The organism is Dyella sp., assembly GCF_051962475.1.
Classification (GTDB): Bacteria; Pseudomonadota; Gammaproteobacteria; order Xanthomonadales; family Rhodanobacteraceae; genus Dyella_A.
In genome coordinates, this window is the sequence record NZ_JBQCCF010000069.1 from 222,608 (window position 1) to 247,751 (window position 25,144).

Annotated in this window: 25 protein-coding genes; 13 read left to right on the forward strand and 12 right to left on the reverse strand. The window is 68.8% G+C overall.

All coding sequences use genetic code 11. The features are described from left to right. Window positions 1–3: 3 nt before the first annotated feature. The 7 genes from ACTHJF_RS16210 to ACTHJF_RS16240 all read right to left on the reverse strand — a co-directional run bounded on the left by ACTHJF_RS16210 (window position 4) and on the right by ACTHJF_RS16240 (window position 8,386). Window positions 4–930 carry an alpha/beta hydrolase gene (locus ACTHJF_RS16210; protein ID WP_440268169.1) on the reverse strand — a complete coding sequence of 309 codons (927 nt, stop codon included), beginning with the start codon at window positions 928–930 and terminating at the stop codon, window positions 4–6. 171 nt (window positions 931–1,101) lie between these two features. Then, the gene (hemB, locus tag ACTHJF_RS16215) at window positions 1,102–2,091 is read right to left on the reverse strand and encodes a porphobilinogen synthase (protein ID WP_440268019.1); all 990 of its coding nucleotides are present in this window, start codon (window positions 2,089–2,091) and stop codon (window positions 1,102–1,104) included. 100 nt (window positions 2,092–2,191) lie between these two features. Further along, the gene (locus ACTHJF_RS16220; protein ID WP_440268020.1) at window positions 2,192–3,427 is read right to left on the reverse strand and encodes an ABC transporter permease; all 1,236 of its coding nucleotides are present in this window, start codon (window positions 3,425–3,427) and stop codon (window positions 2,192–2,194) included. After that, window positions 3,424–4,677 (reverse strand): efflux RND transporter periplasmic adaptor subunit, encoded by a 1,254-nt coding sequence (locus tag ACTHJF_RS16225; RefSeq protein ID WP_440268021.1) that lies wholly within the window; start codon window positions 4,675–4,677, stop codon window positions 3,424–3,426. Before ACTHJF_RS16225 ends, ACTHJF_RS16220 begins: the two co-directional genes overlap by 4 nt. Then, window positions 4,674–6,569 (reverse strand): HlyD family secretion protein, encoded by a 1,896-nt coding sequence (locus tag ACTHJF_RS16230; RefSeq protein WP_440268022.1) that lies wholly within the window; start codon window positions 6,567–6,569, stop codon window positions 4,674–4,676. Before ACTHJF_RS16230 ends, ACTHJF_RS16225 begins: the two co-directional genes overlap by 4 nt. Continuing rightward, window positions 6,553–7,227, reverse strand: a complete 675-nt coding sequence (locus ACTHJF_RS16235) for an ABC transporter ATP-binding protein (RefSeq protein ID WP_440268023.1) — start codon at window positions 7,225–7,227, stop codon at window positions 6,553–6,555. The genes ACTHJF_RS16230 and ACTHJF_RS16235 overlap by 17 nt, the downstream gene beginning before the upstream one ends. Window positions 7,228–7,300: 73 nt before the next feature. Continuing rightward, entirely contained in the window at window positions 7,301–8,386 is a 1,086-nt protein-coding gene (locus ACTHJF_RS16240) for an ABC transporter ATP-binding protein (RefSeq protein WP_440268024.1), read from the reverse strand. Between the two features lie 133 nt (window positions 8,387–8,519). Between ACTHJF_RS16240 and ACTHJF_RS16245 the strand changes: the two genes are divergently transcribed. The 4 genes from ACTHJF_RS16245 (at window position 8,520) to ACTHJF_RS16260 (ending at window position 12,145) form a co-directional block, all read left to right on the forward strand. Further along, on the forward strand, window positions 8,520–9,869 hold the full coding sequence (locus ACTHJF_RS16245) for a GH1 family beta-glucosidase (RefSeq protein WP_440268025.1): 1,350 nt from the start codon (window positions 8,520–8,522) through the stop codon (window positions 9,867–9,869). 63 nt (window positions 9,870–9,932) lie between these two features. Next, window positions 9,933–10,952: a glucokinase gene (glk, locus tag ACTHJF_RS16250; RefSeq protein WP_431634720.1), complete on the forward strand. Its 1,020-nt coding sequence runs from the start codon at window positions 9,933–9,935 to the stop codon at window positions 10,950–10,952. Between the two features lie 73 nt (window positions 10,953–11,025). Next, complete coding sequence (locus ACTHJF_RS16255) at window positions 11,026–11,709, forward strand: HAD family hydrolase (protein ID WP_440268026.1); 684 nt, start codon at window positions 11,026–11,028, stop codon at window positions 11,707–11,709. A 94-nt stretch (window positions 11,710–11,803) separates the two neighbouring features. Next, the gene (locus ACTHJF_RS16260) at window positions 11,804–12,145 is read left to right on the forward strand and encodes a hypothetical protein (protein ID WP_440268027.1); all 342 of its coding nucleotides are present in this window, start codon (window positions 11,804–11,806) and stop codon (window positions 12,143–12,145) included. A gap of 12 nt (window positions 12,146–12,157) precedes the next feature. Here ACTHJF_RS16260 and ACTHJF_RS16265 read toward each other — a convergent pair whose 3' ends face one another. The 3 genes from ACTHJF_RS16265 to secB form a co-directional block, all read right to left on the reverse strand. Next, window positions 12,158–15,181 (reverse strand): DEAD/DEAH box helicase, encoded by a 3,024-nt coding sequence (locus ACTHJF_RS16265; RefSeq protein ID WP_440268028.1) that lies wholly within the window; start codon window positions 15,179–15,181, stop codon window positions 12,158–12,160. A gap of 103 nt (window positions 15,182–15,284) precedes the next feature. Further along, entirely contained in the window at window positions 15,285–16,310 is a 1,026-nt protein-coding gene (locus ACTHJF_RS16270; protein ID WP_440268029.1) for an NAD(P)H-dependent glycerol-3-phosphate dehydrogenase, read from the reverse strand. Between the two features lie 7 nt (window positions 16,311–16,317). Beyond that, window positions 16,318–16,827 carry a protein-export chaperone SecB gene (gene secB / locus ACTHJF_RS16275; protein WP_431634730.1) on the reverse strand — a complete coding sequence of 170 codons (510 nt, stop codon included), beginning with the start codon at window positions 16,825–16,827 and terminating at the stop codon, window positions 16,318–16,320. A gap of 321 nt (window positions 16,828–17,148) precedes the next feature. Here secB and rpmB point away from each other — a divergent pair, with 321 nt between their 5' ends. From rpmB to ACTHJF_RS16295, 4 genes are all read left to right on the forward strand, one after another. Then, on the forward strand, window positions 17,149–17,385 hold the full coding sequence (rpmB, locus tag ACTHJF_RS16280; protein ID WP_431634732.1) for a 50S ribosomal protein L28: 237 nt from the start codon (window positions 17,149–17,151) through the stop codon (window positions 17,383–17,385). Window positions 17,386–17,396: 11 nt separating this feature from the next. Further along, on the forward strand, window positions 17,397–17,564 hold the full coding sequence (gene rpmG, locus ACTHJF_RS16285; RefSeq protein WP_017463578.1) for a 50S ribosomal protein L33: 168 nt from the start codon (window positions 17,397–17,399) through the stop codon (window positions 17,562–17,564). A gap of 83 nt (window positions 17,565–17,647) precedes the next feature. After that, complete coding sequence (locus ACTHJF_RS16290) at window positions 17,648–18,193, forward strand: DUF4166 domain-containing protein (RefSeq protein WP_440268030.1); 546 nt, start codon at window positions 17,648–17,650, stop codon at window positions 18,191–18,193. Further along, window positions 18,183–18,590, forward strand: coding sequence for a thiol-disulfide oxidoreductase DCC family protein (locus ACTHJF_RS16295; RefSeq protein WP_440268031.1), 408 nt, complete (start codon window positions 18,183–18,185; stop codon window positions 18,588–18,590). Before ACTHJF_RS16290 ends, ACTHJF_RS16295 begins: the two co-directional genes overlap by 11 nt. A 10-nt stretch (window positions 18,591–18,600) precedes the next feature. On the opposite strand, the gene ACTHJF_RS16300 is transcribed toward ACTHJF_RS16295, so the two are convergent. Further along, window positions 18,601–19,719, reverse strand: a complete 1,119-nt coding sequence (locus ACTHJF_RS16300; protein WP_440268032.1) for a saccharopine dehydrogenase family protein — start codon at window positions 19,717–19,719, stop codon at window positions 18,601–18,603. Between the two features lie 99 nt (window positions 19,720–19,818). Here ACTHJF_RS16300 and ACTHJF_RS16305 point away from each other — a divergent pair, with 99 nt between their 5' ends. Then, the gene (locus ACTHJF_RS16305; protein WP_440268033.1) at window positions 19,819–20,337 is read left to right on the forward strand and encodes a DUF3016 domain-containing protein; all 519 of its coding nucleotides are present in this window, start codon (window positions 19,819–19,821) and stop codon (window positions 20,335–20,337) included. 78 nt (window positions 20,338–20,415) lie between these two features. Here the strand turns inward: ACTHJF_RS16305 and ACTHJF_RS16310 are convergent, their stop codons facing one another. After that, on the reverse strand, window positions 20,416–21,606 hold the full coding sequence (locus ACTHJF_RS16310) for a DesA family fatty acid desaturase (RefSeq protein WP_440268034.1): 1,191 nt from the start codon (window positions 21,604–21,606) through the stop codon (window positions 20,416–20,418). Between the two features lie 148 nt (window positions 21,607–21,754). Between ACTHJF_RS16310 and ACTHJF_RS16315 the strand changes: the two genes are divergently transcribed. From ACTHJF_RS16315 to ACTHJF_RS16330, 4 genes are read left to right on the forward strand one after another with little or no spacing between them, the layout of a single operon-like run. Continuing rightward, a complete protein-coding gene (locus tag ACTHJF_RS16315; protein ID WP_440268035.1) occupies window positions 21,755–22,495 on the forward strand; it encodes an ABC transporter ATP-binding protein in 741 nt (246 codons plus the stop codon). After that, window positions 22,492–23,277 (forward strand): ABC transporter permease, encoded by a 786-nt coding sequence (locus tag ACTHJF_RS16320; RefSeq protein WP_440268036.1) that lies wholly within the window; start codon window positions 22,492–22,494, stop codon window positions 23,275–23,277. Before ACTHJF_RS16315 ends, ACTHJF_RS16320 begins: the two co-directional genes overlap by 4 nt. Window positions 23,278–23,282: 5 nt before the next feature. After that, window positions 23,283–24,629, forward strand: a complete 1,347-nt coding sequence (locus tag ACTHJF_RS16325; RefSeq protein ID WP_440268170.1) for a GldG family protein — start codon at window positions 23,283–23,285, stop codon at window positions 24,627–24,629. 2 nt (window positions 24,630–24,631) lie between these two features. Continuing rightward, entirely contained in the window at window positions 24,632–25,123 is a 492-nt protein-coding gene (locus ACTHJF_RS16330) for a hypothetical protein (RefSeq protein ID WP_440268037.1), read from the forward strand. Window positions 25,124–25,144: the final 21 nt, after the last annotated feature.

Here is a 25,144-nt window from a genome sequence, read left to right on the forward strand (position 1 = left end):
GGTTCAGTGCGTGCTGATCCCGATCGTGCGCAGCCAGGTATCGGCCAGGTCGGTCCATGCGGTGATCGGCTCGCCGGTGCGGCGCAGGCCGAAGGCGTGGCCGCCTTTGGCGTAGATATGCAGTTCCGTCGGGACCTTGGCGGCCTGTAACACGGCGTAGTAGGTCAGCGCCTGCTGCACGCCATCGACGTCGTCGTCGCTGGCCTGCAGGATGAAGGTGGGCGGCGTGTCGGCGGTGACGGGCACGTTGGGGTTGAGCTTGCCGTCGCCGCGGGTCAGGTGGCCCGGATAGATCGCCAGCGCGAAGTCTGGCCGCGCGCTTTCGCGGTCGGCGGCGTCCGTCTCCGGGTAGAGCGTTTTGCCGTAGTTGGTGCTGGCCTCGGCGACCAGATAGCCGCCCGCCGAGAAGCCGATCACGCCAATGCGGTGCGGGTCGACATGCCAGTCGCGCGCATGGAAGCGCACCAGCCGCAACGTACGCTGCGCGTCCTGCAGCGACGGCACGGACAGCGCGAAGTTGTGCGGGCGGCAGCGGCAGTGCCAGTCGTAGGTGGCGCTGGGCACGCGGTACTTGAGCAACACGCAAGTGATGCCGCGGGCGGTCAACCAATCGCAGATCTCGCTGCCTTCCAGGTCGATCGCCAGCACCTCGAAACCGCCGCCGGGGAACACCACCACGGCTGCGCCGGTGTTGCGGCCCTTCGGCGGGTACACGGTCATCGTCGGCGTATCGACATTGGTCACGGCGCGCCACGGCCGGCCGCCCACCTGCTCGGAGCGGACGACCATCGACTCCGGCCCGGGCATGGGTTGCGCATCGGGTGGCGTGGCCGGCCAGATCGGCACCTGCTTCAAACCGGCTGCCGGCTGCCACCGCGGGGCCTGTCCACGCACCGGAGGCGACGCGTGAACGCACGCGCACGCCATCATCAGGCACAGCAAGGTCGCCCAGTACTTCATGCCACTGCTCCATGGCGGCGGTCGGGTCGCCGCGTACGATTTGATGGAAGAGCCGGGCTGCGCCCGGGTCGCCCATCGTGCCGGGCGATTCGGGCGTGGGGCGGCTGCGCCGCGGGATTTTCGCGGGCGCGGCGGCCCGGACTATTCGCCGCGCAGCCAGCGCGCGGCGTCGATCGCGAAGTAGGTGAGGATGGCATCGGCGCCGGCCCGCTTGAATGCAGTGAGCGTCTCCAGCACCACCGCCTTTTCGTCCAGCCAGCCGTTCTGGCAGGCGGCCTTGAGCATCGCGTACTCGCCAGACACCTGGTACACGAAGGTGGGCATGCCGAAGGCGTCCTTCACCCGGCGCAGCACGTCCAGGTACGGCAGGCCCGTCTTGACCATCACCGCGTCGGCGCCTTCGTGGATGTCCAGCTCCACCTCGCGCAACGCCTCGTCCGAGTTGCCCACGTCCATCTGGTAGGTGTGCTTGTTGCCCTTGCCGAGGTTGGCCGAGGACCCGACCGCATCGCGGAACGGGCCGTAGAAGCTCGAGGCGTACTTGGCCGAGTAGGCTAGGATGCGCGTGTGGATATGGCCGGCCTCTTCCAGCGCTTCGCGGATCGCGCCGACGCGGCCGTCCATCATGTCCGACGGCGCCACGAAATCCATGCCGGCTTCGGCCTGCGCCAGCGACATCTTCACCAGCGCCTCGATGGTCGGCTCGTTCATCACGTAGCCGTGCTCGTCGATCAAGCCGTCCTGGCCGTGGATGGTGTAAGGGTCCAGCGCTACGTCACCGATCAGGCCGAGCTCGGGATACTTCGCCTTGAGCGCGCGCGCCGCGCGCTGCATCAGGCCATCCGGATTCCACGCCTCGGCGGCGTCCTCGGTCTTGGGCGCGTCGGTGATCGGAAACAGCGCCAGCGCGGGAATGCCCAGCCGCACGCACTCACCGGCCAACTCGAGCAACAGGTCGATCGACAGCCGCTGCACGCCGGGCATCGAGGGCACATCCACCCGCCGGTTCTCGCCCTCGACCACGAAGGCCACCATGATCAGGTCGCTCGCCAGCAGGGTGTGCTCGCGCATCAACGCGCGGGAAAACGCATCGCGGCGCATGCGGCGAGGGCGGATGGCGGGGTAGCTCATGGACCGGTCCTGCGAGTGGGGCGAGGCATCCATTCTACGACGCGACTCTGCAACTGCCGGTGCGCTGCGACGTTCGCACCACCGGAGTGCGCTACTCCGGCTATTCGTCGCGAATCGCAGCGATCGGATCCAGCGCCGCGGCCTGCCGCGCGGGATAGATGCTGAAAGCAATGCCAATTAACAGGCAGGCAAGCACCGAAGCGAGAATGCCGAAGGGCTCCCACGCCACCTGCCAGCCGGCGAACGCGGCGATCGCATACGCCAGCAACGCGCCGAACAGCAGGCCGATCAGCGCACCGGACGCGCAGATCACCACCGCCTCGCGCAGAAACCGGGCGACGATGTCCTGCCGGCGTGCGCCGATCGCACGCAGCAAGCCGATCTCGCGACGCCGCTCCAGCACATTGGCCAGCATGATGTTCATGATACCGATGCCGCCAACCAGCAAGCTCACGCCGGCGATCGAGCCCATCACGATGGAAAAGATCCGCTGGGTCTTCTGGTTCTGTCGATACAACTGCTGTGGCACCACCATCCGGTAGTCGGCGGCTCCAGCGTGGCGCTGGTCGAGCACCTGGCCCAACACCCGCACACCCACCGCCAACTGGTCGGGATTCTTCAGTCGCAGCATAAAGCGGTCGATCTCGTCTTCCATCGGCTGAAAACGGAACCTTGCGCGCGCGCTGCCCAGCGGCACGAACACGCGGTCGGCGTCGGCACCCAGCGCCACGCCTTCGAACTGGTCCTTACCCAGGTCGCGATCGGCCAACACGCCGACCACACGCAGCCACACCTGATTGACCTTGATCAGCCGGTTCAGCGGCTTCCCATCGGGAAACAGCTCATGCGCCGCTTGCGCACCCAGCACGGCGACCGCCGCCAGGCGCTTGTCATCGTTGGCGTCAAGCGCACGGCCTGCTGTCACGCGCAGCGAAGCGAGCTTGAAATAGCCCGGACTGATGCCGCTCACTCCCGCTTCGCTGCGGCCCACGTCGCTGAACACGTCCCAGCGGCGCACGCTTTTTTCGACGGCGTAGTCCTCGGCCGCGGGCACCACCTCAAGCGCGGCACGCGCATCGGCTACGGTGAGCCCGAGGCTGCGCGCGCGAGTCTCCTTGAGGCTGTCGGCGTCCTGCGTCTTGGCCTCCACGATCAGGTTGTGCAGACCCAGGCTTTCGACCAGCTTGAGCGCCTCGCGCCGGCTGCCCGCGCCCACGCCCTGCATCGCCACGATCGCGGCAACGCCGAAGATCATGCCAAGCAGGGTCAGCAAGGTGCGAAGCTTGCGCCGCGAGAGCGCTTCAATCGCTTCGCGCCACGCCGGTGCGAGTATCACGGCGCCACCTTCCCGGCCGGGGCGACCTTTGGCGCTGGCGGCGCTGCTGGTTCCGCGGCGGCATCGCCAAGCAGCACGCGATCGCCCTCTGTCAGCCCACTGAGCACCTGCGCGCGGGTAGGACCGCGCACGCCCAAGGTGACGGCTCGGCGCTGCGGCTTGCCGTCCACCAGTACCTGCACGCTCGGACCACCGTCGCCGCTGCCGAGCGCCACGTTCGGCACGCTCAGGCCGTGATCGAGCTTGAGCAGCACAACCTTTCCGACAAAATGCTGGCCCGGTGTCCAGCCATAGCGACGCGCCACGTCGACGGGAACCGTGGCTTTCATCATCAGGTACTTCACCGGATTCTCCCGGCTGCGCGACTGTGCAGCAGCGGCAACCCAGCTCAACTTTGCCGTCATCCACTGGCTGGGCTCGCCCCACGGATGCAGTTCCACGGTGTCGCCGACACGTATGCCTTGGGTTTCGATCTGCGGCACCGCCAGCTGCACTTCCAGCGTGGCCAGGTCGGGCAAGCTGCCAAATGGGCTGCCGGCGTACAGGCTGCCGCCGGTATGCGCTACCTCGCCGCTCCAGCTTTTCTCCAGCACCAGCACGCCATCATGAGGCGCGCGCAACTCGAGCGCGTCGAGGTCGTCCTGCTTTTGCTTGGCTACCGTGTCGAAGGTGGCCTGCTGCGCATCGAGCACGGCCAGCTCGGCGCTACCGCGCTTGCTCGACTGCCGCTCGCGCCACTGCAGGATGCCCTGGCGCACGCCGAGGTAGTGCGCGTCCTGCACCGCGTCGAGAATGTCGTTGCGCGCCATCGCCTCGGGGCCGGCATTCGCGTAGCGCTGGGCAATGGCCAGCTGGCCGGCCACCTGGGTGAGGTCCACGCCGAGTTTGCCGTGGCTGTCCTCCAGCTCGGCCTGCTTGCCGCGCCGCGCCAGCAGGTTGCGCTCCAGGTCGATGCGCGCCTGCGCCAGATCCTGCTTGCTCTGTTCGGCCGAAAAGCGCGCGACCAGATCGCCCTTGGCGACCGGACTGCCATCGGGAAGCATCCAGGTGACCTGTCGCGGCGTCCACATCGGACCGGGCACCAGCAAGGCGGTCGACTTGACGGCGCGCAACTCGCCCTCGCCATGCACGCTGAACTCAAGCGGCGCGGCATGCACGATCTCCAGCACGGTCGTATCCGGTGCCTTGTGGGCGCAGCCCGCCAGCAGCAGGGCAGACAGCGCAAAGCCGTATCCGTCCTTCCTGTTCATCGGCTCGCCACCGCATCGTCCTTTACGCTGACCCGCACCGCCTGCCCGGGCTTGAGCCCTTGCGTGCCGGCATCCAGATGCACCACCAGATCGACCACCGGCACCGCCTCCACGCGAGACTTGCTGTGGATGGCGTTGCCGATCTCCACGATGTGGCCGGCGAGTCGCCGACCGCCCCCACCGGAGAGCACCACCTGCACGCGTTGGCCGTCATGCACGCGCCGCAATGCCCGTTCGGGCAACGCGGCGCGCACGGCGAGCGTGGAGAGGTCGGGCATCTGCGCCACCGACTGACCCATCCAGACCTGCGAGCCGGTATCGATCTTGTCGCCGTTCCAGCCGCTCCGGTGCAGCACGATACCGGAGCGTGGCGCCTTGACCGTGAGCGAGGCCTGCGAAGCCTCCAGCTCGGTCACCTGGCTCTGCAACTGGGTGACCTCCGCGTCGGCAAGCTGCTGTTCGGCAGCACGTGCGCGCGCAGCCACCACGGCACGCTGCTGGCTGAGCGCCAGACGACGCTCCGCCTTGTGGCGATCGATCACCAATTTGGCGTACTGCACGCCAGGTACGTAGGCCTGTGGCTGGTTGGCCTTGCGCTGCGCCTTGTCCAGATCGGCCTGGGCCTTGGCTGTGTCCAGTTCTATGTCACGCGCACGATCGGCCAGATCGAGTTTCAGCTGCTCCTGCTTGCGCAGCTTCTCGGCCAGTTCGCTGCGCTTGGCCGTGAGGTTCTTGTTGACCTCTGATGGATCGAACACCACCAGCGGCGCGCCCTTGGCGATGGTCTCCCCGTCGCCGGCCATCGCCGTGACGGTGAGCTGCCACAGGCCGTCCACCGCCGGCGGCACGATCGCCAGGCTGCGTTGGGCGAAAATTTCGCCGTCGATGTTCAGTTCGCCTTCGTCGCTCGCCGGTGCGGCAGCTCGCGTTGCCGCCGTGTCGGTATCCACCCGCACACTCATGCCCGAGCGCAGCGCCAGCGTGGTATCTGCTGGCAGCGCGATGTCCACCTGCACGTAGCGGCCGTCACCCCACTCGGGCCTTGCGCTGGCGGCACCGGCGATCGCTTCGATGGTGCCGCCCAGTGCGCGACCCGGCAGCGCGTCCACGCTCAGCGCGACCGCCTGCCCCACCTGCAATCCGGCGCGATCGGGCTCTAGGACCCACGCGCGCACGGTGTAATGCCGGCCACTGCCGATCACCTCGCCCACGGTCTGGCCCGGGTAACTGGTGGAGCCTTCCTCGTAGCGTCCCCCGGCACCGAACAGGTTGTCGAAACCGTGCACCACGGTGCCCGCACGCGTGGCTTTGACCACCGCGGAGGTCACCTGATCGGCGAGAAAGGTCAGCGACAGCGTTTTCTTTTCCAGCTCCAGCGCGGCGTCCTGACGACGGCGCACCAACGCCGCCTGGGCCTGCGCAGCCTCGGCCCGCTTGAGCGCGAGCGCACGCTCGGCCCGCTGCATCTCGCTCTGGTAGCGGTCGTAGTCGAGCGCGGACAGCAGCGCCTTGGGCAGTGCCGCATCCACTGCGGCGGTGTCGCGCTCGGCCTGGGCATCGGCCAGGGCCAGCTCGGCGTCGGACTGCTTCAACTCAAGGTCGGCGATGTCCTTGGCGGCCTTCGCCTGCGCCTGCATCAGTTCGGCGCGCTGGTTGCGCAGTTGCGCCTCAGCCGGGCCGGCGTCGATGCGCAGGACCACGTCGCCCGGCTTCGCCTGCGCGCCGTCGGGCATGAAGTAGCGCAGCACCACCGGCGAGCTCAGCGATGGCGGCGTGTCGATGGCCTGGGCGTCGAGCATGCGCACTTCACCGCTGAACACGGTGGCCGCCGCCGGCGTTGTCAGCAGCAGGATCAGTGCCAAAGCGGCGCTGCGCTCACGCCACCGAATCATGCTCGACCCTCCCGTCGCGCAGGGTGATCTGCCGCTGCGCGCGTGCGGCGACATCGGCGTCATGGGTGACCAGCACCACGGTTTGGCCGTCGGCGTGAACTTCGTGGATCAGCTCCAGCACGTCGGCGGCGCTCTTGGAGTCGAGGTTGCCGGTGGGCTCGTCGGCCAGCAGCAAGGCCGGCTGCATCAGCAGCGCGCGGGCGATCGCCACACGCTGCATCTGTCCACCGGACAACTGCCCGGGACGATGCTCCAGCCGCTGGCCCAGACCCATGCGATCAAGCAGGTGGTGCGCGCGATCCTCCAGCCCGCTCGCATCGCCGCGCAGGAAACGGCGCGGCAGCAGCACGTTCTCGAGCACGCTCAAGCGCGGTAGCAGGTGGAAGGACTGAAACACGAAGCCGATACGCCGGTTGCGAAAGTCGCTGGCGTGCTCGTCGTCGAAGGTGGAGACGTCGACGTCGTCGAGCAGGTAGCGGCCGCTGTCGGGCCGGTCCAGGCAGCCGAGCATGTTCAACAAGGTGGACTTGCCCGAGCCGGAGGGTCCGACGATGGCGGTGAATTGTCCCCTGGGCACTTCGAAGCCCACGCCATCCAGCGCGGCAATGATCTGGCCGCCCACCCGGTAGTGGCGGGTTATCGCCTCCATGCGAACCATGTGCCGAATCTCCCCTGTGCAGCTCTGTCCTGCTTTGTCAGTCTTGCGTGAAAAAAGTTCGGCCGGCAAGCGGTCAGTCGTCGAGACGCTCTCCGCTGGCCGCATCAAACACATGCAGCATCGCCGGATCAGGCGCCAAATGGATGAGGTCGCCCGGCTGCGGCACCACGCGCGGCGGCAGGCGCACCACCAGCGGTTTCTCGCCGCTGCGCAGGTTGAGGAAGACTTCGTTGCCGACCGGCTCGACCACATCGACCCGCGCGCTCAACGCGACGGGGCCGGCGGCGTCGACCGGATGCAAGTCTTCCGGGCGCACGCCGATCACCAGCTCGCGTCCGGTCCAGTTCGCGGGCCACGCCACGCCGGGCAGTGCGAGCGTGCCGTGCGGGCCGACCAGTTCGGTGACCGCACCGAGGCGCACGTTGCCGGAGAGGAAGTTCATCGCCGGGCTGCCCAGGAAGCCGGCGACGAAGCGGTTGGCGGGGCGGCGATAGAGGTTCATCGGCGTGTCGATCTGCTGGATCACGCCGCGGTCCATCACCACGATGCGCTGGCCCAGCGTCATCGCCTCGATCTGGTCGTGGGTGACGTAGATCATCGTGGTGCCGAGCCGGCGATGCAGCCGCGCGATCTCCACCCGCATGTGCAGGCGCAGGCGTGCGTCGAGGTTGGACAGCGGCTCGTCGAGCAGGAACACCTTCGGATCGCGCACCAGCGCACGGCCCAGCGCCACGCGCTGCTGCTGGCCGCCGGACATCGCGCCGGGGCGCGCGTCCAGCAGCGGCTCCAGCTCCAGCAGTTGCGCCACCTCGCGCACGCGCGCGTCCACCGCGGCACGATCCATGCCACGCAGGCGCAGGCCGAAGCCGAGGTTTTCCGCCACCGACATGTGCGGGTACAGCGCGTAGTTCTGGAACACCATGGCGATGTCCCGGTCTTTCGGCGGCAGCTCGTTGACTACGCGCTCGTCGATGCGCAGCGTGCCGGCACTGATCGATTCGAGCCCCGCGATCATGCGCAGCAACGTGGTCTTGCCACAGCCGGACGGCCCCACCAGCACCAGCAGCTCACCGCTGGCGATCTCGATGCTGGCATCGGCCACGGCGACGTATCCGTTGGGATAGACCTTGCGCAGCGCGTCCAGCCGAACCACCGCCATCGAGACCTCCGCGTCAGGGGCGCACCCGCCCGGGCGCCATCATGCGCCATGGTGCATCGGAGGAGAGCGTTGGGCTATTCTCGCGATGTAATCGTTTACATCAAGCCGCGCCGCGGCAATCGGACATCCCGCGATGACAGGACGCTTTCTTTTCCCGGCGGATTTCGTCTGGGGTGCCGCCACTTCCGCCTACCAGATCGAAGGTTCGCCACTGGCCGACGGCGCCGGCCCGAGCATCTGGCAGCGCTACGCGCACACGCCGGGGATGATGGCCAACGGCGACCACGGCGACGTGGCCTGCGACCACTACCGCCGCTATCGCTCCGACGTGCAGCTGATGAAGGCACTGGGCCTCAAGAGCTACCGCTTCAGCATCAACTGGGCGCGCGTGCTGCCCGAAGGCACCGGGCGCATCAATCCGGCCGGGCTGGACTTCTACTCCCGGCTGGTCGACGAACTGCTCGAACACGGCATCGCGCCGAACGCCACGTTGTTCCACTGGGACCTGCCGGCCGCGCTGGACGATCGCGGCGGCTGGCTCAATCGCGACAGCGCGCACTGGTTCGCCGAGTACGCCGAGGTCTTGTTCAAGGCGCTGGACGACCGCGTGCCGATGTGGGCCACGCTCAACGAGCCGTGGGTGGTGACCGACGGCGGCTACCTGCATGGCACGCTCGCCCCCGGTCATCGCAATCTGTACGAGGCGCCGATCGCCGCGCACAACCTGATGCGCGCCAGCGGCGCGGCGATCCAGGCGTACCGCGGCGTGGGTCGGCACCAGGTTGGCGTGGTGTTCAACATCGAGCCGAAGTACCCGGCCAGCGAGCGCGCCGACGATGTCGCCGCCACGGCCCGCGCCCACGCCTACATGAACCAGCAGTTCGCCGATCCGGCACTGCTGGGCTCTTATCCGCCGCAACTGAAGGAATGCTTCGGCGACGCCTGGCCGGACTTCCCCGCCAGTGACTTCGGGCTGACCCGGCAGAAGGTCGACTTCGTCGGTATCAACTACTACACGCGCGCCGTGGTGCGCGACGATCCGGCACAGTCACCGCTGCGCGCCTCGCCCGTGCGTCAGCCGAACCGCACCCACACCGAGACCGGCTGGGAAGTGTACGAGCAGGGGCTGATCGACACGCTTGCCGCATTCGCGCAGCGCTACGGCAATACCCCGCTCTACATCACCGAAAACGGTGCCGCCTTCTACGACCCACCGGTGGTCGAGGGCGACACGCTGGAAGACCCGCTGCGCGTGGACTACCTGCGCCGCCACCTGCGCGCGCTGCATACCGCGATGGCTGACGGCGCCAACGTGAAGGGTTATTACGCGTGGTCGCTGCTGGACAATCTGGAGTGGTCGCTGGGCTTCACCAAGCGCTTCGGCCTGGTGCACGTGGATTTCGCCACGCAGAAGCGCACCCTCAAGGCGAGCGCAAAGTTCTACGCGCAGGTGATCGCCAGCGGCGGCGCGGCGCTCGGCTGACCACTGGACGCGCGCCCGGGTGCAGGGCACCCTTGTCTATTCGCTTGTGCTGAAGGTTTTCGCATGTCGGCTGACGCTCACGCTTCCGTTCCCACCCTGCTGGTCGACCTTGGCGGCACCAACGTGCGCTTCGGCGTGGCCGATCCCTCGCGCGCCGATCCGCTGCTGAAAGACAGCATCCGCCGTTACCGGGTGGCCGAGCACGAGTCGTTGGTGGCGACCGCGAAGCAGTACCTGGCCGATACGGGCCTCAAGGTGAAGCGCGCCATCGTCGCCGCCGCCGGACGCATCGAGGACGGCGAGACGGTCAAGGTCACCAACAACCCGTGGGCGATTTCCGCGCACCAGACCGCCGCCGCGCTGGATCTGGACGCCGTGCATCTGGTCAACGACTTCGCCGCGCAGAGCATGGCGGTGACCCTGCTCAAGGGCGACGACCTGGTGCGCGTGGGTGAGCTGCCGCTGCCGGTGATCGGCGAGGACGAGGAGCAGACCTTCGCCATCGTCGGCCCCGGCACCGGGCTGGGCGTGGGCGGCCTGCTGGTGCGCCAGGGCCATTGCAGTGTGCTGCAGACCGAAGGCGGCCACGCCGGCTTCGCCGCGCACTCGCCCGAGGACATCGCCATCCTCGACTACCTCAACCACAAGTACGGCCGCGTCTCCAACGAGCGGCTGATCTGCGGCCAGGGCCTGGTCAACCTGTACGACGCGATCTGCCACATGGTCGGCGCCACCGCACAGCCGCTCAAGCCGGAGGACATCACCGCCCGCGCGAAGGACGGCAGCTGCCCGCTGTGCACGCGCACGGTGGAAACCTTCGCCGGCATCTTCGGCAGCGTGGCCGGTGATCTGGTGCTCACGCTGGGTGCGTGGAACGGCGTGTATCTCACCGGCGGGCTGATCCCGATCCTGCTGCCGTGGCTGGAGCGCGGGCGCTTCCGCGAGCGCTTCGAGGCCAAGGGCCGCTTCCGCGACATCATGCAGAAGGTGCCCACCCAGGCGATCATGAATCCCGAACCGGGCCTGCTTGGCGCCGCGGCGCTGGCGGTGATGGAATCGGGCCGCCCCCTGCTCGGACGCTGAGCTTCCTCGCCGCGCGCAGGCGCGGCCGTCACGCGGCCGGTGGCACGGTTCCCGGCGCCACCGGAGAACCCGCATGCCCCGCAGCGATACCGCCTTCCTGTTCGATCTCGACGGCACCCTCGTCGACAGCGTCTACCAGCACGTGTTGGCCTGGAAAGATGCGCTGGATGCCGAAGGCGTGGAGCTGTCGGTGTGGCGCATCCACCGCAAGATCGGCATGAGCGGCGGGCTGTTCGCCAACATGCTGCTGCGCGAGACCGCGCTGGACATCACCGAAGACCGGCTGGAGCGGCTGCGCCGCCGGCACGCCGAGGCGTTCAATCGCCAGCACACGCAAGGCTCGGTGAAGCCGCTGCCCGGCGCCCGCGAACTGCTGGCCTTCCTCACCGAGCAGCAGATCCCCTGGGCGATCGCCACCAGCGGCCGCATGGAAACCGCCGCGCACAATCTGGAAGCGCTGGGCGTCGACCCGTCGAAAGTGCCGGTGGTGACGCGCGACCAGGTGCGTCACGCCAAGCCCGACCCGGACCTCTTCCTCACCGCCGCGGCAAGGCTGGGCTTCGACATCCGCCACGCGCTGGTGGTCGGCGACAGTGTGTGGGACATGCTCGCCGCACAGCGCGCCCGCGCCATCGGCATCGGCCTGCTCGCTGGCGGCTACGGCCGCGAGGAACTGCAGCAGGCTGGCGCGCTGCGCGTCTACGACGACCCGGCCGATCTGCTGGCCCACGTGGACGAAGTCGCCGCGCGCGACTGAACCGCCAACGGGATTTTTGCGCGCCGCTGACACCGACTGAACGCGGCCGGGCTAGCCTGAAGCGCTCCGCCCAGCGCCCCGTCCGGACATTCGCATGCGCCACCTGCTGACCCACACGATGTTTGCCGCCACGCTGGCCTGCGCCCTCGCCGCCTGCTCACCGTCCGAGCCGCCGCCCTCGCGCGACGCTCCCACGCCGCGCGCGCAAGCCCAGGCGCCGGCGAACCCCGCGCTGGGCTCGCCGGAGTGGTATGTCTGGGTCGATCGTACGTTGGGCATCACCGACGACGGTCACGGTCCGGATCGCGGGTCGGCGGAATGGAACGCGGCCGTGCAGCATCAGCTCGGCCAGGAGGCACCGCAAGCCGCGCCCGGTTCGCCCGAATGGCAGCAGGCGGTTGACGCCCTGCTGCGCACGCGCGCTACCGGGCCCTGAGAAGCCGGCGCCTCAGCCCGGCGCGAGCAGCGCGTCGAGATCACCCTGATCGAAGCTGAGCTTTTCGCGCGTGCCGCCGCCTTCGAGCACCGCGTCGGCGAGCTCGGCCTTGCGTAGCTTGAGCTCCTCGATGCGCTCTTCCACCGTGTTGGAGGTGATCAGCCGGAACACGAACACCGGCTTGTCCTGGCCGATGCGGTGCGCGCGGTCCGAGGCCTGCGCCTCGGCGGCGGGGTTCCACCACGGGTCGTAGTGGATCACCGTGTCGGCGGCGGTGAGGTTGAGGCCCACGCCGCCGGCCTTCAGCGAGAGCAGGAACAGTGGCACGTCGCCTTCCTGGAACTGCTTCACCGGCTCGGCGCGGTCGCGCGTCTCGCCGGTGAGCGTGACGTAGGGAATACGCCGGCGATCGAGCTCGTTGGCGATCAGCTTGAGCATCTCGGTGAACTGCGAGAACAGCAGCACCTTGCGGCCTTCGGCCAGTAGCGCAGGCAGCATGTCCATCAGCAGCTCGAACTTGGCCGAATCGCGCACTCCGCGCGCCGCTTCCAGCTTCACCAGTCGCGGATCGCAGCAGACCTGGCGCAACTTGAGCAGCGCATCGAGCACCACGATGCCCGAGTGCGCGATGCCGCGCTGGGCGATCACCTGGCGCAGTTCGTCGGCCAGCGACAGGCGCAGGCTCTCGTACAGCTCGCGCTGACGACCATCGAGCACCACGCGGCGGGTGATCTCGGTCTTCGGCGGCAGTTCGGACGCCACCTGGCTCTTGGTCCGGCGCAGGATGAACGGGGCGAGGCGGCGGTTGAGGCGGGCCTGGCACTCCTCGTCGCGCTGCTTTTCGATCGGGCCGCGGTAGTGGCGACGGAACGCGCCCTCGTCACCGAGCAGGCCGGGGACCGCCAGATCCACCTGCGACCACAGTTCCCCCAGATGATTTTCCAGCGGCGTGCCGGTGAGGCAGATGCAGCGCGGCGCGCGCAGGCTGAGCACGGCGCGGCGCGCCTGCGTGCGCGGGTTCTTCACCTGCTGCGCCTCATCCAGCGCGATCAGCGCGAACGGCTGCTTGCGCAGCGTCACCACATCGCGTGGCAGCAGTGCGTAACTGGTCAGCACGATGTCCTGCGCGCCGAGCTGCGAGAAATCGCCGCCGCGCTGCGGCCCGTGCAGCGCCAGCACCTTCAGCGACGGCGCGAAGCGGGCGCACTCGGCCTGCCAGTTTGGAATCAGGCTGGTCGGCACCACGATCAGCGCCGGCTGCGCCAGCGCACCGCGCTCCTTCAGCGCGAGCAGATGGGTGATCAGCTGCAGCGTCTTGCCCAGGCCCATGTCGTCGGCCAGCACGCCGCCCACGCCGGCCTCGGCCAGCGCGTTCAACCAGCGCAGGCCTTCGCGCTGGTACGGCCGCAGTTCCACTGTGAGGCCTTCGGGTACCGCGTCGCTCGCGCGGTCGGCGGCGTCGCGCAGGCGTGCGGTGAAGCCGCGCAGCTGCTCGGGCGCCTGCAGCTCGCCGCCGGCCGGCAGCGCGTCGACCAGCTCTTCCAGCCGACCGGCCTGCACGCGCGGCAGATGCAGCCGCTTCTTCGGCTTTTCCAGGTACTCGGCCAGCGGCGCGAGCAGGCCGCGCAGCTCCTTCAGCTTCACCGGCACGCGGCGGCGGTCGTCCACCGGCGCGTACCACACGGCGTCTTCGGGTTCGTTCGGCACCGGGCTGAGGTTGAGTTGATGCTCGGCCAGCGCCTGCGCCACGGCAGGCAGCAGGTTGTGCCGCTTGCCCTCGACCTCGATGCCGATCTCCAGGTCGAAGGCGTGGTCGTCGGCGTCCTCGGTGGCGTTGCCGTACCAGCGCACGGGGCCTTCCAGCACCTCGAACGGAAAGCTCGGCGCGTACTCCACCACGTAGCCTTCGGTTTCCAGCTTGGCGCGCAGCGCCAGCCAGCGCGCCGGCGTGTTCACCTCCAGCGCGCCGGCGTAGCCCTTGCCCGGGAACAGCCAAGCGTCCTCGGGCAGGGTGTCGGCCAGGTCCCACGGCAGGCCTTCGGTATCCACGCCGGGCGTGAGGCCGGCGCGTTCGAGCTGCTCCATCGCCGCCAGTTCGTCGGCGCGGCGGCGCACGATTTCCACCAGCTGGCCGTTGCGCACGCGGCGCACCAGCGGCTCGCCGCCGCGGCCGGGCAGGCGCTCGCCGGCGTAATCGAAGGCCAGCCGCGCGTAAGCCAGCGGCGGCGTACCGGCAGCCAGTCGAGCGTGGCGGGTGAGCGCATGCAGGGTCAGCACGGGCCGGGGGGCCAGGTCCTCGCGGCGCAGATCGTCGAATACCTGCGGCAGCGGCACACGATGGGCCAACCGGCTGTGCGGCAGGGCGGCGCGCAGGCGATGGCTGTCGTCGTGCTTGAGCGGCGGCAAGTCGAGCCAGGCGGTTTCCTCGGCGGGCGCTTCCAGATGCCCCAGCTCGGCGCGCTCGGCGTCCAGGTACCACAGGCCGTCGACGCGCAGCAGGCGCTGGCCGGTGGGAAGCGCCGGAAGCAGCCGCTGGCTGCCATCGCCCTCGAGCTGCCAGTGCCAGTTGAGCTGGTGCGATTTGCCGCGCGACAGGCGCAGCCCGCCCAGTCCGCCGAGGAAGCACGGCGCCGTGTCGAGGATTTCCGCCAGCAGGGCGTCGCCGACGTGGCCGCTCAGTCGCGCGTAGCTGCGGCTCTTTCGCAGCGTCTGCGGCAGGCCGAGCACGGTGGCAGCCAGGCGCTGTTCGTGCGGCTCGAGCTGGGCGTGCACCAGATGTTTGCTGTCCAGCGGGGCTGGCCGGGCAAAGCGGCCGTGTTCGGCCACGGCCAGCACCGCCGGCGCCACGTCGAGCCGGCCGGCACTGCTGCCGTCTTCGTGCACCACGTCGAGGAAGAAGCCCAGCACGCCGCGCTCCGTCGGCGCGGCCGGCAGCGGCGGCTCCAGCACGCGGCGCCACACCGGCGGCAGCGCGGGCTCGGCCACGGTGCGCGTGACGGGGGGATCGCCTGGCTTTCGGTCGTCCGGTTGCTGCATGGGCATGCGTCCGCTGGGCGATCAAAACCCTGAGCTTAGCAAGCCCGGCCGCGCATGCACACGGCGGCGGCGCCCCCGCTACATGAACTGCCGACGGCGCCGCTCAGGTACCTGGGAACAGGCCCTGCGGATACTCCGGCTTCTGCTCGCGCGCCATCAGCGCACGCAGGCCCTCGACCGGCGTGACTTCGCCATGCAGCACGGCACGCACGCCGTTGGCGATGGGCAGATCCAGGCCGTGCTTGACGGCCAGCCGGGCCACTTCGTCGGCGGTGAGCACGCTTTCCACCACCTGGCCGATCTGGCGGACCGCCTCGTCCAGCGCGATGCCCTTGCCCAGCGCCAGGCCGAGCCGGCGATTGCGCGAGAGATCGCCGGTGCAAGTAAGCACCAGGTCACCCAGGCCGGACAGGCCCATCAGCGTCTCCGGCTTGGCGCCGAGCGCCAGGCCCAGCCGCAGCATCTCGTTCATGCCGCGGGTAATCAGGCCGGCACGGGCATTGAGACCCAGCTGCATGCCGTCGGCCACGCCGGTGGCGACCGCCAGCACGTTCTTCATCGCACCGCCGAGCTCGGCACCGAGCACGTCGCTACCGGTGTAGGCGCGGAAGTTGGGCGCGTGCAGCATGCCGGCGACTTCGCGGGCAAATGGCTCGTCATCGGAATGCACGGTGACCGCGCTGGGCAGGCCAGCGGCCACTTCCTTGGCGAACGACGGCCCAGTGACCACCGCGGCCGGGCGACCCGGCAGCTTCTCGGCTACCAGCTCGTGCAGGAAGCGACCGGTGCCGGGCTCGAAGCCCTTGCTGGCCCAGGCGATCGCCGCGTCGGCGTCCAGCAGCGGGGCGATCTCGTCCAGCATCGAGGCGAACGCGTGGCTGGGCACCACGATCAGCACGACCTTGGCGCCACGCAGCGCTGCGGCAAGATCACTCTCGTAGTGGAGCTCGGCGGGCAGTTCGAGATCGGGCAGGTAGCGCTGGTTGCGATGGCTCTGCGCCATCGTCGCCAGCGCTTGCGCATCGCGCCCCCACAGTCGAGTGGGGACGCCATTGCGCGCTGCGAGCGCCGCCAATGCCGTGCCCCAGGAACCGGCGCCGAGGACCGCCAGGGTCGGTCGGGTGCTCATCGGTGGATCAGCTGTTGAGCGTCGGCGCGGCCTCGCCACCGCCCATCGCGCTGCGACGCAGCTGTTCGGCGTACAGCGCGTCGAAATTGATCGGCTGCAGCAGGAACGGCGGGAAGCCGCCCTCGAGCACCAGCGAGGAGATCACCTGGCGCGCATACGGGAACAGCAGGTTCGGGCAGTAGCTGCCGACGATGCCGGCGTGGTCTTCCGGGCTAAAGCCGGCGATGCCGAACAGGCCGGCCTGGTGCACTTCGGCCAGGTAGGCGGTGCGCTCGCCCACGGTGCAGGTCAGGGTGAGGCTGAGCACCACTTCGTACAGGTCGTCGCCCAGGTCGGTGGCGCGCTGACCCAGGTTCAGCTGCACCTGCGGCTGGTCACCCGTTTCGCTGATTTCCTGGAACATCTGCGGGGCATTGGGCGCCTCAAAGGAGACGTCCTTCACATAGATCTTCTGCAGCGCGAGCTGCGGCTGGTTCGCCTGGCCGTTGGCCTGGCCGTTGGTGGTGACGTCTGCCATGAGGTGTCCTCGTTGAATGAAGCGCCGGCCCCAGGCGGGCGCTCGGCACAAAGCGCAAAGAGCGCGATTGTTCCATACATGCCCGCACAGCGTCACTCGGCGGGGGGCGCCCGCTGGTCAAGGATTGCGCAACCGACGGAATTTCCGCGATAATGCGCGGCTCGATCCATGCCGCCCGACCATTCGGGCCGTCCGCGACGCGATGCGGACCTCACGGCAGTGCTCGAAAGCGGCACCCTCCAGCATCGCGTGGCGCCAAGGCGTCGCTGGGCCGAAGTCGCCCTGGCCAACGGGCGTTACACCACAAATACGGAGGTCATCATGGCCCGTGTATGCCAAGTCACCGGAAAGGGTGTGCGGACCGGCAACAACGTCTCGCACGCAAACAACAAGACCCGTCGCCGTTGGTTGCCCAACCTGCATGAGCGTCGCTTCTGGGTCCCCAGCGAGAACCGCTGGGTCAAGCTGCGTGTTTCCAACCACGCCCTGCGCACCATCGACAAGAATGGCATCGAGGCCGTGATTGCCGAGCTGCGTGCCCGCGGCGAGAAGATCTGAGGAGCTAGACCATGGCGAACAAGACCCAGGACAAGATCCGTCTGATCTCGTCGGCCGGTACCGGCCACTTCTACACCACGCAGAAGAACAAGAAGAACACCCCGGAAAAGTTCGAGTTCAAGAAGTACGATCCGGTCGTGCGCAAGCACGTGATCTACAAGGAAGGCAAGATCAAGTAATTGATCGCCGCTTTCAGACGAAACCCGCCCACCGTGGCGGGTTTTTTCTTGCCCGCTTGCGGTGGTGCCGCGATCATGGGGCGATGACCATGGACGAGTCGCTGTTTCCCGCACTGATGGGCCCTGCCTGGGCCACGCTGGCAGCTCCGGTGCGTCACGCCCACGGTGGCCGCGACAGCGTCGCCCTCCGCGGCCGGGCTGACGTGGTTGGTGTCGACCACTGGGCGGCGCGCCTGCTGCGGCGCTTGCTGGGGTTGCCCGCCCCAGGGCCGGCCCAGCCTCTGGTCGTGGAAATCGTGCGCGACGACAGCGGCGAGTACTGGACCCGCCGCTTCGCTGGCGGGGTCATGCGCTCGCGCTTGAGCGCGGGGCCGGGCCAGTTGCTGCATGAGCGACTGGGGCCGGTGTCGCTGCGCTTCTTCCTCGAGCCAGACGGCGATGCGATTCTCTGGCAGCTGCGCGGAGCGCGGCTGTTCGGCCTGCCCTTGCCCCTTCGCTGGCTCGGCCACGTGCTCGCACGCAGCGGAAGCGATGGCGACCGCTACGCGTTCACGGTCGAGGCCAGCCTGCCGGGCATTGGCCGCTGGATCGGTTACCGCGGCACGCTGGAGATCGACGATGGGACATGAGCCGGCCGTGGTGGTCTTCGACGGCGTCTGCGTGCTGTGCAGCCGCTGGGTCGATTTCATCCTCAAGCACGATCGCACCGACCGGTTCCGGTTGGCAGCGATGCAGGGAGAGCATGGCCGCGCGCTACTTGCCGCGCATGGATTGTCGCCGGACGACCCGGCGTCGCTGCTGCTGGTGGCCGATGGCGTCGGCTACATCGACACCGCGGCGATCGCCGGCGTGCTGCAGCGACTGGGCGGTTCGTGGCGCGTGCCATCCGCGCTGCTGCGTTGGACGCCGCGCTGGCTGGCCGATCCGGCCTATCGCTGGGTGGCGCGGCACCGCTATCAACTGTTTGGCCAGCGCAATGCCTGCCGGATCCCCGATGCCGCCGAGGCCTGGCGCTTCCTCGACTGAACGAGCCTGATCAGGGAAGCACCTCTGCTCCGCTGCGGACGGCAAAGGGCGCCAGCGCCGCCATCAGCGCCTCAAGATCCAGCAGACCAACGCACGGCATCGCTCCGATCACCGGAAGGGTTCCGTCGGCCAACCGCTGCGCCAGCACCAGCGCCGGCGTCACCGGCACCTCCGGCCCTTCGCCTGCCGCCACCTCCAGCCACCACCGCACGCGAAGCGGGCGCCCGGACGCATCCTCGCCGCTCAGCTCCACCGTCATGCCGCCCACATCGCTGCCCCAGCGCATGAACCATTCGCTCCAGCGACGCAGCCGCCCCGCATGACGCGCCAGGTCGCGGAGCACGCCCATCCGCACCAGCGCTGCGGCCAGCCAGGTTCCGCCGTGCAGCAGCGGCAACTCCAGCCCGGCGCGGAACTGCACGGTGCGTACGCCGGGATACCGCTGGGGAAAGAGCTCGAGATCGGGCACATCACAGATCCCAACGAGACGTTGCGCGTTCGCCAGTCGAACGCGCCGCGTGCCCATCCAGCCGTGCGCCACCTGCCAGCGCGCGTCACGCCAGACGCGGATCGGCCGCCCGCAGTAACCGAGGATGGAAGCCACCGTCGCGTCACCGCGCGGCGTGCGGTTGCCAGGACTGATCGCACTCTCGATCCTCTCCAACCGCGCGAAGCGCGGCATCCACGCATCGACCACCGCGCTGCTGAGCGCCGGCACGCTGGAGGCCCCACTGGCCACCAGGCAACCAGCGCTCCGCGCAGCCGCATCGAGGCGCGTGATGCCAGCGACGAAACCCCGCCCGTCGGCCAGGTCGACGTAGTGGCTGCCGCAGTCGAGACACGCCTGAGCCACGCGGTAGTCCTGCAGCTGGAACGGACCGGCCGCATGAATCACCAGTTGCGCGCGCACGGAGGCCAGGCGGGTGGCGAAATCATCGGCGAGCGCGTCCAGCACCGCGATGGTCACCTCGCCACCGGCCGCATTGCGCAGCTCGCCGGCCAGTTCCTGCAGGACCGAATGCGTGCGCCCGGCCAGCACCAGTTCGAAGCGCCCGTCCGCCGCCAGACGTCGCGCCAGGCGGTTACCAAAGATCCCGCCCGCGCCCAACAGCACCACCCTGAACGCCATGCCGCCTCCCTTCCGTGTCGATGCGCCGAACCGCTGCGCTCAGGCTATTGTCAGACCTGCGAGGTGCTCCCCATAACGACCAGGAGAACTGCCATGAGGATGCGGATTGCCCTGTTCGGCGTACTTGCCGCTGCCGGCCTGTCGCCCTGCCCGACGGCGCGTGCCGCGGAGGTCCCGGCGCAGACCGTAACGGTGACCTACGACCATCCGGAACGTTTTACCGAGACCCGGGAGGAAAAGGCGCTGGCGCCAAGCCGTGCCAGCAACGATTACCTGGCCACCCTCAAGACCTATATCGAAAAGCGCGGCGCCAAGATGCTGCCCGCCGGACAGCACCTGGACGTGGTGATCACCGACGTCGACCGCGCCGGCTCGTACGAACCATGGCACGGGCCGAGGCTGAGCGAGGTGCGGATCATCAAGGACATCTACCCGCCGCGCATCAATCTCAGCTTCAGGCTGCTCGACGCGCAGGGCAAGGTGATCCGCGAGGGCACGCGTACGCTGCGCGACCTCGGCTTCCTCACCAGTGACACGGCGGCCGCGAGGGACGACAGCCTGCGCTACGAAAAACGAATGATCGACCGCTGGCTGCGTAACGGGCCCGACAAGCTCTGATCCGCTGCGCGAATGCCAAACAAAAAGCCCGCCATTGAGGCGGGCTTTTTGTTTGAGGTGAACTCACCGGCGAGCCGGTCAGCTGGCGATCGCGTAACCCTTGAGCTTGGCCGCGAACTCCTGCAGCGCGCGGATACCGCTCTGCTCGGCTTCGTGGATCCACTGCTGCAGGCCCTTGAGCGCCTGATCGGCACCGCGCTGCTCCATCAGGGCGGCCAGGCGGGTGCGGAAGTCAACCACGGTGCGCAGGGTCGGGCGCTTGGCCAGCACCGCCTGCAGCTTGTCGTGACTTTCGCCGTCCAGCCACCGGCCACCGTCGGCCAGGGCACGACGCACGCGGCGCGGCATCGCCTTGATGCTCTCACCGGCGTGCTGCGCCTCGTCGCGCAGGGTCGGCACGATCACACCGCGGTAGTAGTCGGTCATCGCCTGGAAGCGGTGGGTGAGCACGGCCTTCAGCGTTTCGGCGTCCGGCAGGTTCACGTTGGGGCGCACGTCCAGGGTGGGCGCCACGCGCAGCACCTTGGCCAAGCCGACCGAGCGCAAACCGCAGATCACCGCCCAGCCGATGTCGAACTCCCACTTGCGCAGTGCGAACTTGGCCGAGCTGGGGAACGCGTGATGGTTGTTGTGCAGCTCTTCGCCACCGATCCAGAAACCCCACGGAATCAGGTTGCGCGCCGTATCGGCGCTCTCGAAGTTGCGGTAGCCGGCCCAGTGGCCGATGCCGTTGACGAAGCCGGCGGCCCAGAACGGGATCCAGATCATCTGCACCGCCCACATCGCGATACCGATCACGCCGAACAACGCGAAGCTGATCAGCAGCATCAGGGTCGGGCCCCAATACGGGTGGCCGCCATAGAGCTTGCGCTCGAGCCAGTCGTCCGGGGTGCCGCGGCCATACTGCTCCATGTCTTGCTTGTTATCGCAGGCGTCGCGGTACAGCGACACCCCGTCCCAGAACACCTTCTTGATGCCGTAGATCATCGGGCTGTGCGGATCTTCCGCCGTCTCGACCTTGGCGTGATGCTTGCGGTGAATGGCCACCCACTCCTTGGTCACCATGCCCGTGGTCAGCCAGCCCCAGAAGCGGAAGAAGTGCTGGATGATCGGATGCAGGTCCACGCCGCGATGCGTCTGGCAGCGGTGGTAGTAGATCGTCACCGTGAAGATGGTGAGCTGGGTGACCACTAGCATATAGACCAACATGCCCACCCAGGACATGTGGGTCAGACCCGTGGTCAGGAAGTTGAGTACGGAGTCCAGCATCGCGGATACATCTCTAAGTAGTTGAAAGGCAGTCTAGTGCAGGGTTTCCGTACCCACCAGCATGGCTCGGGCGTTCACGCCGATAGCGTGACGCATTCCAAACAACGAGCCGGTTGTCTGGAAGTGGGGGCGCCGTGACAATCATGCAATGAACAAAGCGCAACCCCTGCTCCGTATTGACCGACTGTCCCGCCAACGCGCCGGCCGCATAGCCGTGCAGGATCTGTGCCTCGACGTGGATCGCGGCGAGGTGCTCGGCCTGCTGGGTGTCAACGGCGCCGGTAAATCGACGACGTTGAGCATGATTGCAGGCGCCTTACGCCCCGATGGCGGCACGATCCACCTGAACGGCGAGGATTTCCTCGAGCACCCGGCACTGGGCCGGCAGCTGATCGGCTGGCTGCCCGAACGTGCCCCGCTGTGGCAGGAATTGACGGTAAGCGAGCACCTGCTGGCGCACGGCCGCTTGCACGGTATGAACGGCGCCGAGTTGCGTCAGGCAGCCGACGCGATGCTGGCGCGGCTCGAACTCGGCCCGCTGGCGCGCCGCCTCGTCGGCGTGCTGTCACAGGGGCAGCGTCAACGCCTCGGCCTGGCCTGCGCGCTGCTGCACCGCCCGGCGCTGTTGATTCTGGACGAGCCGGCCAATGCGCTCGATCCGGTGCAGGTGGCCAGCCTGCGCCAGCTGATCCGCGAGGAAGCCGCGCGCGGTGCCGCGGTGATCCTGTCCACCCACCTGCTGCCCGAGGTCACGGCCGTCTGCGGGCGGGTGGCGATCCTGCACGAAGGGCAGTTGCGTCACGAGGGCGCGGTGGATGCCAACGATGTGCAGGCGCTGGAGCGGCGCTTCTTCGACATCGCGATGAACGGCCGGAGTCAGGCCGCATGAGCGCACTGGCGATGGTGCGGCTGGAATCGCGCCGATTGTTCGTCCGTCCGCTGGCCTGGGCACTCGGCGCGCTGACGCTGGGCGAACTGGCGTGGCGTTTCGTGCTGCTGCTGGGCAACTTCCTCGCCGCGCAGGTGAAGCTCGCTGCGCTGCCGGCCGGCCCGGGCTACACCGACCTGGTAGCGGTGCCGCTGCTCAGCAGCCTGTTCACCGGCGGACTGGTGCCGTTCGGGCTCGCCGAGCTCGCGCTGCTGGTGGTACCGCTGCTGACGATGTCCAGCATTGCCGGCGAACGTAGTAACGGCACGCTGCCATTGCTGCTGGCCAGCGGCCTCTCGCCCGCACGCATCGTGCTGGGCAAATACCTGGCGGTGCTGGGCTGGCTCGCGCTGTGGCTGGTGCTGGCACTGGCCATGCCGCTCTCGCTGTCCCATGGCACCACGCTGGACTGGGGCAAGCTGGCCGCCGCCGCGCTGGGGCTGGCGCTGTTGCTGGCGCTGCTGGCCGCGATTGGGCTGGCCTGTTCGAGCTTCGCCTCGCATCCGGCGATCGCCGCCACCGCCAGCCTGGTGATCACGCTCACGCTGTGCTGCGCGAACCTGGGCGCGCAGGCCGCCGGCGTGGACAACGGCGCAATCCACTGGCTGGCGCTGGGCACCCATCTCGAACCGTTGCTGCGCGGCCTGGTCGCCACCGACGACGTGCTGTGGTTCGTGCTGTTGGCGGCACTGGCGCTGGCGCTGGCGATTCGCCGTCTAGGTTCGGACCGGGAGCGCGGCTGATGCACATGAATCGTACCCTGCGCCGACTCGACGGCTGGCTGTTCGCGCTGCTGGCGCTTGCCGCCGTGAGCGCGGCGGGCTACCTCTCCACCCGATACGGATATGTCGCCGACTGGACGCATGGCGGGCGCGCCAGCCTGTCGAAGGAGAGCCGCGCGGTACTGGCCCGGCTGAGCGGTCCGGTCGAGATCGTCAGCTACGCCAACCCGCAGGGCAACCTTCGCCAGACCATCGCCAGCTTCGTGCAGCGCTATCAGCAGGTGAAGCCGGACATTTCGCTGCGCTTCGTCGACCCGCAGCTCGACCCCGGTGCGATGCGCGAGCTGGGCATCACCATCGACGGCGAGCTGCTGATCCACTACCGCGGCCACGAGCAGCGGCTGGACGACCTCTCCTCCGAAGGCCCGATGACCAACGCGCTGGAGCGCCTCGCCCGTGGCGGCGAGCGCATCGTGGCCTTCGTCAGCGGCGACGGCGAGCGTCGCCCGGACGGCCAGGCCAACGCCGACCTGGGCACCTTCATGACCCAGCTGGAAGGCCGCGGCATGCGCGCGGTACCGCTGAACTTCGCGCAGGTGAGCTCGGTGCCGCAGCACACGGACCTGGTGGTGCTGGCCAGCCCCACCGCACCGCTGCCGCCCGGCGGCGTGCAGGCGCTGGTGAACTACGTGCGCGACGGCGGCAACCTGCTGTGGCTCACCGAACCGCGCGCGGCTGGCGCACCACTCGCCGACGATCTGGGCCTGCAGCCGCTGGCCGACGCGCTCGGCATCAGCGTGCTGCCCGGCGTGCTCAGCGATGCCTCCGGCGCCGCACTGGGGTTGGCCAACCCGCACATGATCGCGCTGGGCGACTACCCGGCCCAGGCGATCACCCGTGGCTTCACGCTCACCACGCTGTTCCCTGAGGTCGCGGCACTCGCACCCGCCGCGGGCAGTAGCGACTGGTCGAGCACACCGTTCCTGCGCAGCGGCCCGCAGGGTCGCATCGACACCGGCAGCGAGGCCGACACCACCCTGTCGAGCCGGCCGCTGGAGTTCGGCTTTGCGCTGACCCGCCTCTCACCCAGCCCCGACAAGGGGCAGCAGCGCGCCGCGGTGATCGGCGACGGCGACTTCCTCTCCAACACCTATCTGGGCAACGGCGGCAACCGCGCGCTGGGCGAGCGCATCTTCGACTGGCTGCTCGGCGACGACTCACTGGTGAACCTGCCGCCGCGCGGCGCGCCGGACCGCTTCCTGCAACTGTCGCAGGGCCAGTTGAACGCGGTGAGCCTCGGCTTCCTCGCAATCCTGCCGCTGCTGCTGTTGGCAATCGGCGGGTGGATCGTGTGGCGACGCAGGCGCCGCTGAGCATGCGCCGCGCCACACGTCATCGCCTGATCCTGCTGTTCGCCGCCGCCGCGCTGGTGGCACTGGCCGTGTGGCAATGGCAGCGTGAAGCGGCGGAGGCGCTGGGCGCGCTGACCGGCCTCGATCCCGCCGCCGTGAGCCGGGTGGCGCTCACGTTGCAAGGCGCCGCCGCGGAGCACTACGCCAAACGCGACGGTCACTGGTGGCGCACCGACGGCACGCCGATGCGCGCCGACGATGGCCGGCTGGACGAACTCACCGAGATCGCCGCCGCTCCCGTGGCAAGCTGGCGTCCGTTGGGCGACTTCGACCCGGCCCGCGTGGGCTTGGCCAAGCCGATGGCCACGCTGGTGCTGGATGACCAGACGCTGCGCTTCGGCGACACCTCGGCCACGGGCCCGGTGCGCTACGTGCAGGTCGGCAACCGCGTGGCGCTGGTCTCGGTACGCTATACGCCCCGCCCCACGCGGCACGACGCCATCCAGGCGGATTAGTCGGCGCTTGCCTGCCCGGCG

Bases quoted from the DNA above. Each gene is read 5' to 3' on its own strand.
- ACTHJF_RS16240 (WP_440268024.1), bottom strand. From the start codon at position 8,386: ATGGCGGTGGTTCGGCTGGACGCGCTGCGCAAGGTCTATCCCAACGGA.
- ACTHJF_RS16320 (WP_440268036.1), top strand. From the start codon at position 22,492: ATGAGCGCACTGGCGATGGTGCGGCTGGAATCGCGCCGATTGTTCGTC.
- ACTHJF_RS16315 (WP_440268035.1), top strand. From the start codon at position 21,755: ATGAACAAAGCGCAACCCCTGCTCCGTATTGACCGACTGTCCCGCCAA.
- ACTHJF_RS16245 (WP_440268025.1), top strand. From the start codon at position 8,520: ATGACAGGACGCTTTCTTTTCCCGGCGGATTTCGTCTGGGGTGCCGCC.
- ACTHJF_RS16225 (WP_440268021.1), bottom strand. From the start codon at position 4,677: ATGAACAGGAAGGACGGATACGGCTTTGCGCTGTCTGCCCTGCTGCTG.
- secB (WP_431634730.1), bottom strand. From the start codon at position 16,827: ATGGCAGACGTCACCACCAACGGCCAGGCCAACGGCCAGGCGAACCAG.
- ACTHJF_RS16265 (WP_440268028.1), bottom strand. From the start codon at position 15,181: ATGCAGCAACCGGACGACCGAAAGCCAGGCGATCCCCCCGTCACGCGC.
- ACTHJF_RS16210 (WP_440268169.1), bottom strand. From the start codon at position 930: ATGATGGCGTGCGCGTGCGTTCACGCGTCGCCTCCGGTGCGTGGACAG.
- ACTHJF_RS16230 (WP_440268022.1), bottom strand. From the start codon at position 6,569: ATGATTCGGTGGCGTGAGCGCAGCGCCGCTTTGGCACTGATCCTGCTG.
- rpmB (WP_431634732.1), top strand. From the start codon at position 17,149: ATGGCCCGTGTATGCCAAGTCACCGGAAAGGGTGTGCGGACCGGCAAC.
- rpmG (WP_017463578.1), top strand. From the start codon at position 17,397: ATGGCGAACAAGACCCAGGACAAGATCCGTCTGATCTCGTCGGCCGGT.
- glk (WP_431634720.1), top strand. From the start codon at position 9,933: ATGTCGGCTGACGCTCACGCTTCCGTTCCCACCCTGCTGGTCGACCTT.
- ACTHJF_RS16305 (WP_440268033.1), top strand. From the start codon at position 19,819: ATGCGGATTGCCCTGTTCGGCGTACTTGCCGCTGCCGGCCTGTCGCCC.
- hemB (WP_440268019.1), bottom strand. From the start codon at position 2,091: ATGAGCTACCCCGCCATCCGCCCTCGCCGCATGCGCCGCGATGCGTTT.
- ACTHJF_RS16330 (WP_440268037.1), top strand. From the start codon at position 24,632: ATGCGCCGCGCCACACGTCATCGCCTGATCCTGCTGTTCGCCGCCGCC.
- ACTHJF_RS16300 (WP_440268032.1), bottom strand. From the start codon at position 19,719: ATGGCGTTCAGGGTGGTGCTGTTGGGCGCGGGCGGGATCTTTGGTAAC.
- ACTHJF_RS16295 (WP_440268031.1), top strand. From the start codon at position 18,183: ATGGGACATGAGCCGGCCGTGGTGGTCTTCGACGGCGTCTGCGTGCTG.
- ACTHJF_RS16255 (WP_440268026.1), top strand. From the start codon at position 11,026: ATGCCCCGCAGCGATACCGCCTTCCTGTTCGATCTCGACGGCACCCTC.
- ACTHJF_RS16260 (WP_440268027.1), top strand. From the start codon at position 11,804: ATGCGCCACCTGCTGACCCACACGATGTTTGCCGCCACGCTGGCCTGC.
- ACTHJF_RS16270 (WP_440268029.1), bottom strand. From the start codon at position 16,310: ATGAGCACCCGACCGACCCTGGCGGTCCTCGGCGCCGGTTCCTGGGGC.
- ACTHJF_RS16235 (WP_440268023.1), bottom strand. From the start codon at position 7,227: ATGGTTCGCATGGAGGCGATAACCCGCCACTACCGGGTGGGCGGCCAG.
- ACTHJF_RS16290 (WP_440268030.1), top strand. From the start codon at position 17,648: ATGACCATGGACGAGTCGCTGTTTCCCGCACTGATGGGCCCTGCCTGG.
- ACTHJF_RS16325 (WP_440268170.1), top strand. From the start codon at position 23,283: ATGAATCGTACCCTGCGCCGACTCGACGGCTGGCTGTTCGCGCTGCTG.
- ACTHJF_RS16310 (WP_440268034.1), bottom strand. From the start codon at position 21,606: ATGCTGGACTCCGTACTCAACTTCCTGACCACGGGTCTGACCCACATG.